Annotated in this window: 7 protein-coding genes; 6 read left to right on the top strand and 1 reads right to left on the bottom strand. The window is 57.9% G+C overall.

What is annotated here, in order from left to right; all coding sequences use genetic code 11:
- The first annotated feature begins 4 nt into the window (after positions 1-4).
- Together WBV42_RS14185 and WBV42_RS14180 are read left to right on the top strand one after the other, a co-directional pair.
- Positions 5-175, top strand: coding sequence for a PIN domain-containing protein (locus WBV42_RS14185; protein ID WP_423986606.1), 171 nt, complete (start codon positions 5-7; stop codon positions 173-175).
- 3 nt (positions 176-178) lie between these two features.
- Positions 179-403, top strand: a complete 225-nt coding sequence (locus tag WBV42_RS14180) for a twitching motility protein PilT (RefSeq protein WP_423986605.1) — start codon at positions 179-181, stop codon at positions 401-403.
- On the opposite strand, the gene WBV42_RS14175 is transcribed toward WBV42_RS14180, so the two are convergent.
- Entirely contained in the window at positions 400-2205 is a 1806-nt protein-coding gene (locus WBV42_RS14175) for an alpha/beta fold hydrolase (protein ID WP_423986604.1), read from the bottom strand. The two genes, WBV42_RS14180 and WBV42_RS14175, sit on opposite strands and share 4 nt — an antisense overlap.
- 216 nt (positions 2206-2421) lie before the next feature.
- On the opposite strand from WBV42_RS14175, the gene WBV42_RS14170 reads away from it, so the two are divergent.
- The 4 genes from WBV42_RS14170 to WBV42_RS14155 form a co-directional block, all read left to right on the top strand.
- Complete coding sequence (locus WBV42_RS14170; RefSeq protein WP_423986603.1) at positions 2422-2715, top strand: HalOD1 output domain-containing protein; 294 nt, start codon at positions 2422-2424, stop codon at positions 2713-2715.
- Between the two features lie 4 nt (positions 2716-2719).
- Positions 2720-2914, top strand: a complete 195-nt coding sequence (locus WBV42_RS14165) for a hypothetical protein (RefSeq protein WP_423986602.1) — start codon at positions 2720-2722, stop codon at positions 2912-2914.
- A gap of 84 nt (positions 2915-2998) precedes the next feature.
- Positions 2999-3457 (top strand): hypothetical protein, encoded by a 459-nt coding sequence (locus WBV42_RS14160; protein ID WP_423986601.1) that lies wholly within the window; start codon positions 2999-3001, stop codon positions 3455-3457.
- A 261-nt stretch (positions 3458-3718) separates the two neighbouring features.
- Positions 3719-4102, top strand: a 384-nt coding sequence (locus WBV42_RS14155; RefSeq protein WP_423986600.1) for a DUF7344 domain-containing protein, incomplete at its 3' end; no start/stop codon positions are given.

Below are 4102 nucleotides of genomic sequence, written 5' to 3'. Positions count from 1 at the left end.
ACGAATGAGGCTATTTCTCGACACCAATATTCTGATTTCTGCTATCGTTTCGGAACCCGGGCGAGGACACGTTGCGACGAAGCTTCTCAACGAGGACCACGAATTTCTGACTTGCTTGTTGAATGTCATGGAACTCCGAACCGTACTCTGCAAGAAAAAGCAAAAGAGACAGTAGAAAGTGGCAGAGATAGAGAAGGAGATTATTAGCCATGTCGAGCTGACGTTTCCTGAAACATCCGATATGGTCGCCGCAGATTCACTTCAAGAAGAAACACTACTGTATCCGATGGATTGTATTATTCTCGCATGTACCACCGGTCAGGATGCAACGCTCGTCACTTTTGATTCCGAACTCCTCGAAGCAGGTGCGGTAGCACCTGAAGAGAATCTCGAACGCAGTTAGACGTATTCTTCCAAAAACTCCGCCGTCTTCGTGTACGCTTCGATGCGGTTCTCCAGTTTCGTGAAGCCGTGACCCTCGTCCGGGAAGACGAGTTTTTCGACGGGGACGCCCTGCTCCGCGGCTTCTTCGGCGATTTGCTCGGCCTCGCCGACGGGCACGCGCGGGTCGTTCTCCCCGTGGAGGACGAGCAGTGGGGCCTCGATGTTTTGGATGTTGTTGATGGGACTGACGGATTCCAAAAAGTCGCGGTCGTCTTCGAGCGAACCGTACTCTGCCTCCCGCAACTCACGCCGCCAGTCGCCCGTGTTTTCGAGGAACGTGACGAAGTTGGCGATGCCGACGATGTCGATTCCGGCGGCCCACAACTCGGGGTACTCGGTGATTGCCGCGAGGACCATGAACCCGCCGTACGAACCGCCCATGGCGACGATCCGGTCGGGGTCCACGGCGCGCTGGTCGTGGAGCCACTCGACACCGGCCTCGATGTCCGCGACCGAATCCATCCGCTTTTCCACGTCGTCCAGATGGGTGTACTCCTTGCCGTAGCCCGACGAACCGCGGACGTTGGGTTCGAAGTAGGCGTAACCGCGGTTCAGGAAGTACTGCTTGACCGGATGGAACGACGGTCGGCGCTGGCTCTCCGGCCCGCCGTGGATGTCCACGATGACGGGGGTTTCACCCGCCTTCGCACCGTCGGGGACGGAGAAGAACGCGGGGATTTTCCGCCCGTCGAAACTCTCGAAGTGGACGAGTTTCGGGCGGACGAACGATTCGGTCGGAAGACCGGCGGTCGATGCCTCGGTCCAGCGTTCGGCCTCGCCGGTTTCGACGTCCACCACGTAGACGTTGGTGTTGTCCGTGCTGCCGGTGGCCCCGATGGCGAACCGCTCCGCGTCGGGGTCGAAACTGACCCCGCCCGCGATGCCGCGCGGGAGGTTGGGCGTCGGGAACTCGCGGATGGTCGTGTCGTCGGTCAACTCCCCGACGGTGAGTTCCGTGTACCCGTCCACGTTGCGCGAGTAGACGAGACGACCCGTGTCCTCGTGGAGGGAGAGACCGTCCACGTTCCACTCGCCGCCCTCCTCCACGAGTTCGACGTCGAGCGAATCGAGGTCCAGACGGGCGAGGTACATCGTGTCCGCCCCGTCGTCCGTGACGAGATAGAGCGCCTCCCCGTTCGGTCCCCAGTTGACCCCCTGATACCGTACGTTGCCCTCGTGTGGCGTGACGTGTTCGAGCTCGCCGGATTCGATGTCGAGGACGGAGAGGTCCTGGTCGAACGAAGAGTGGGATTCGACGACGAGGAGTTTTTCGTCGTCGGGACTCCATCCCGCGAGCGAGAGCCAGCCGTCACCCTCGTATACCAGTTCGGCGTCCTCGCCCGTTCCGTCCCGGTCCTGCACGTACACGTCGAAGACGGCGTTGTCGCGTCGATTGGACGTGAACGCGAACTGCGACCCGTCGGAGTTCCATCCGCCCCAGCGGTGTTTCGCGTCCGGCATCGCGGTGAGCGGGGTGATGGTTTCGCCGTCGCTGTCCAGTCGAAAGAGTTGCTGGCGCTCGTTCCCTCCGTCGTCCATTCCGAAGACGAATTCGTCGCGTTCCGGCGATTGGGAGATGAACGTCACGCGCTCGTCGTCGAAGGTCAACTGACGAGGCCACGAACGGGGCTCGTCCAACTGCCACACCTGTGGAACGCCGGTCGTGTTCAGCAGAAAACACAGCCGCTCGCCGGCGAAGTCGAACGACGCGCCGTAGGCGCTTCGAACGTTCAAATATCGCTCGAAATCGTAGGTACTCATCTCCCTTTTCTTTTCATTCGTCCATCATAGTGCTTTGGTAGTCGGTAGTCCGAAACACGGTATCGTCGTCAAAGCAATCAGATATAAAATATTTCAGTGTACTTAAAGAATGGAGATGCAAAGGCACAGACTTTGTATGACCGATACCTTGATTTGTAGTACGCTGAGTGATATTCTATGGACGTGGCATATCAAAATACCCATACTAATTTTGATTTGATACATCAATACTCGTTCGATGGTGACGAGATCGATAGTATCGTCGTCACGGTCAGTAAAGCCGTCTCCGACGTTACTGGAACACCGATGGATGAGATGCCACCGCTGCAGGAGACGCTCGATTGTGACTCGCTCGAATCGCTTTTTAGCTCTTTTAATATCGAAGAGATGTCCGGTATCGGTCAGGTGGGGTTTACGTTTCACGGGTGTACCGTTCGTATCGACACGACGGGAACCGTCCAAGTGTACGAGGAGAATCGTGGCTTTGCCGTCGATAGCTCAAGGTGCTAACATCGTGGCCCGCGACCTTGAACTCCTCTCGGTGGACGAGTTCGAAGACCAGCTCGGCCACCTGCTCGAAGTAAGTGCGGTGAACGGAATCGATTTCGACAGGTCGTGGACGTTCCGCCTTCCAGGCGACGACGTTCCCGACGTGATGGTCGAAATCACGCGTCTACAGAAGCCGTCCACCGATCAGTCCGAACGGTAACGAGACCGTTCGATGGGTAAATTCGTCGTTTCCGCCCGGTAGTTGGCGAATAACAAAAACCCCTGCATGAGTGGCCCCGTTGCCATGCAACGCGAGAGACGACACATCCTGACGCTCGCCATCGTCTGCCTGCTTATCCTTGGCAGCGGTGGTGTCGCCGCCACGACGTACGACCAGCCTAGCCGCGACAAACCCACGATAACCACGCACGAGTCGGTCCGCGTCGAGTTCGCTAACGACTCCACGGTCATCGTTCACGGGAACGTGGAGCGCGTGGGCATCGGGACGACGTGGAGCGCGACGGACGGTGCGGCAACGTCGTACTTCGAGTACGGCCCGATGAACGGGACGACTCGTCTCGACGTGCCCAAGGAAGGGAAACGAACGGCAATCAGCTACGTGACCGTCTACAGCGGCGGAAACATGACCCCCATCTTGACCGTACAGAATCCGAGCAAGGGGTCTACGAACGCCACGAACACGTCCAGTTGCCACGTCGGACCGTCCGGAGAGAGTGCCGCATCGTCGGTGCGAGCAGCGTAATGGATCGTAGTTGAATTCGGTCGCGTGGAACCGTCGGTAGAATGGTGATCTTTTTCGACTCAAACGAACGGGTAATAGCCGATTGCACCGCGGAGAGTCACGAGAATGCGTCATACTCGTTTTCCTTCGAGACGATACGCTCCCTACCCGTTTGTCAGTCGATAAACTGTTCACGTCGTCAAGACATCGGGGGATACAGGGTAAACGGAGTCGCTGATTTATGCGGTATCTCGGCGTCTACGCATCGACAGGGTGGGAAGAATGAATACGACACAGTCACGGGAGCGCAGTGATCCGACACGGTCACGGGCGTTTTCAGAACAGGAGGTGTACGATGCGGTAAAGAATTTGCGACGACGGTACGTTCTCTATTCGCTCAATCGGGCACAGGAGTCCGTCGAACTGGGAGAACTCGCCGAACAGATAGCGGCGTGGGAGAACAACATCCCTCGGGATGCCGTTTCCCCCGAACAGCGGAAGTCAGTGTACAGCGCGCTGTACCAGACGCATCTCCCGAAGTTGGAGAACATCGGAATCGTCAGCTACGACCGCGACTCGAAACGCGTGTCGTTTACCGACGGTGCGGAGGACTTCGAACTGTATCTGGCGACGGATGCACAGACGACGATTCCGTGGCACAAACTG

This window comes from Haladaptatus sp., from assembly GCF_049589095.1.
Lineage (GTDB): Archaea > Halobacteriota > Halobacteria > Halobacteriales > Haladaptataceae > Haladaptatus.
This window is presented reverse-complemented; position numbering and strand designations above follow the sequence as displayed.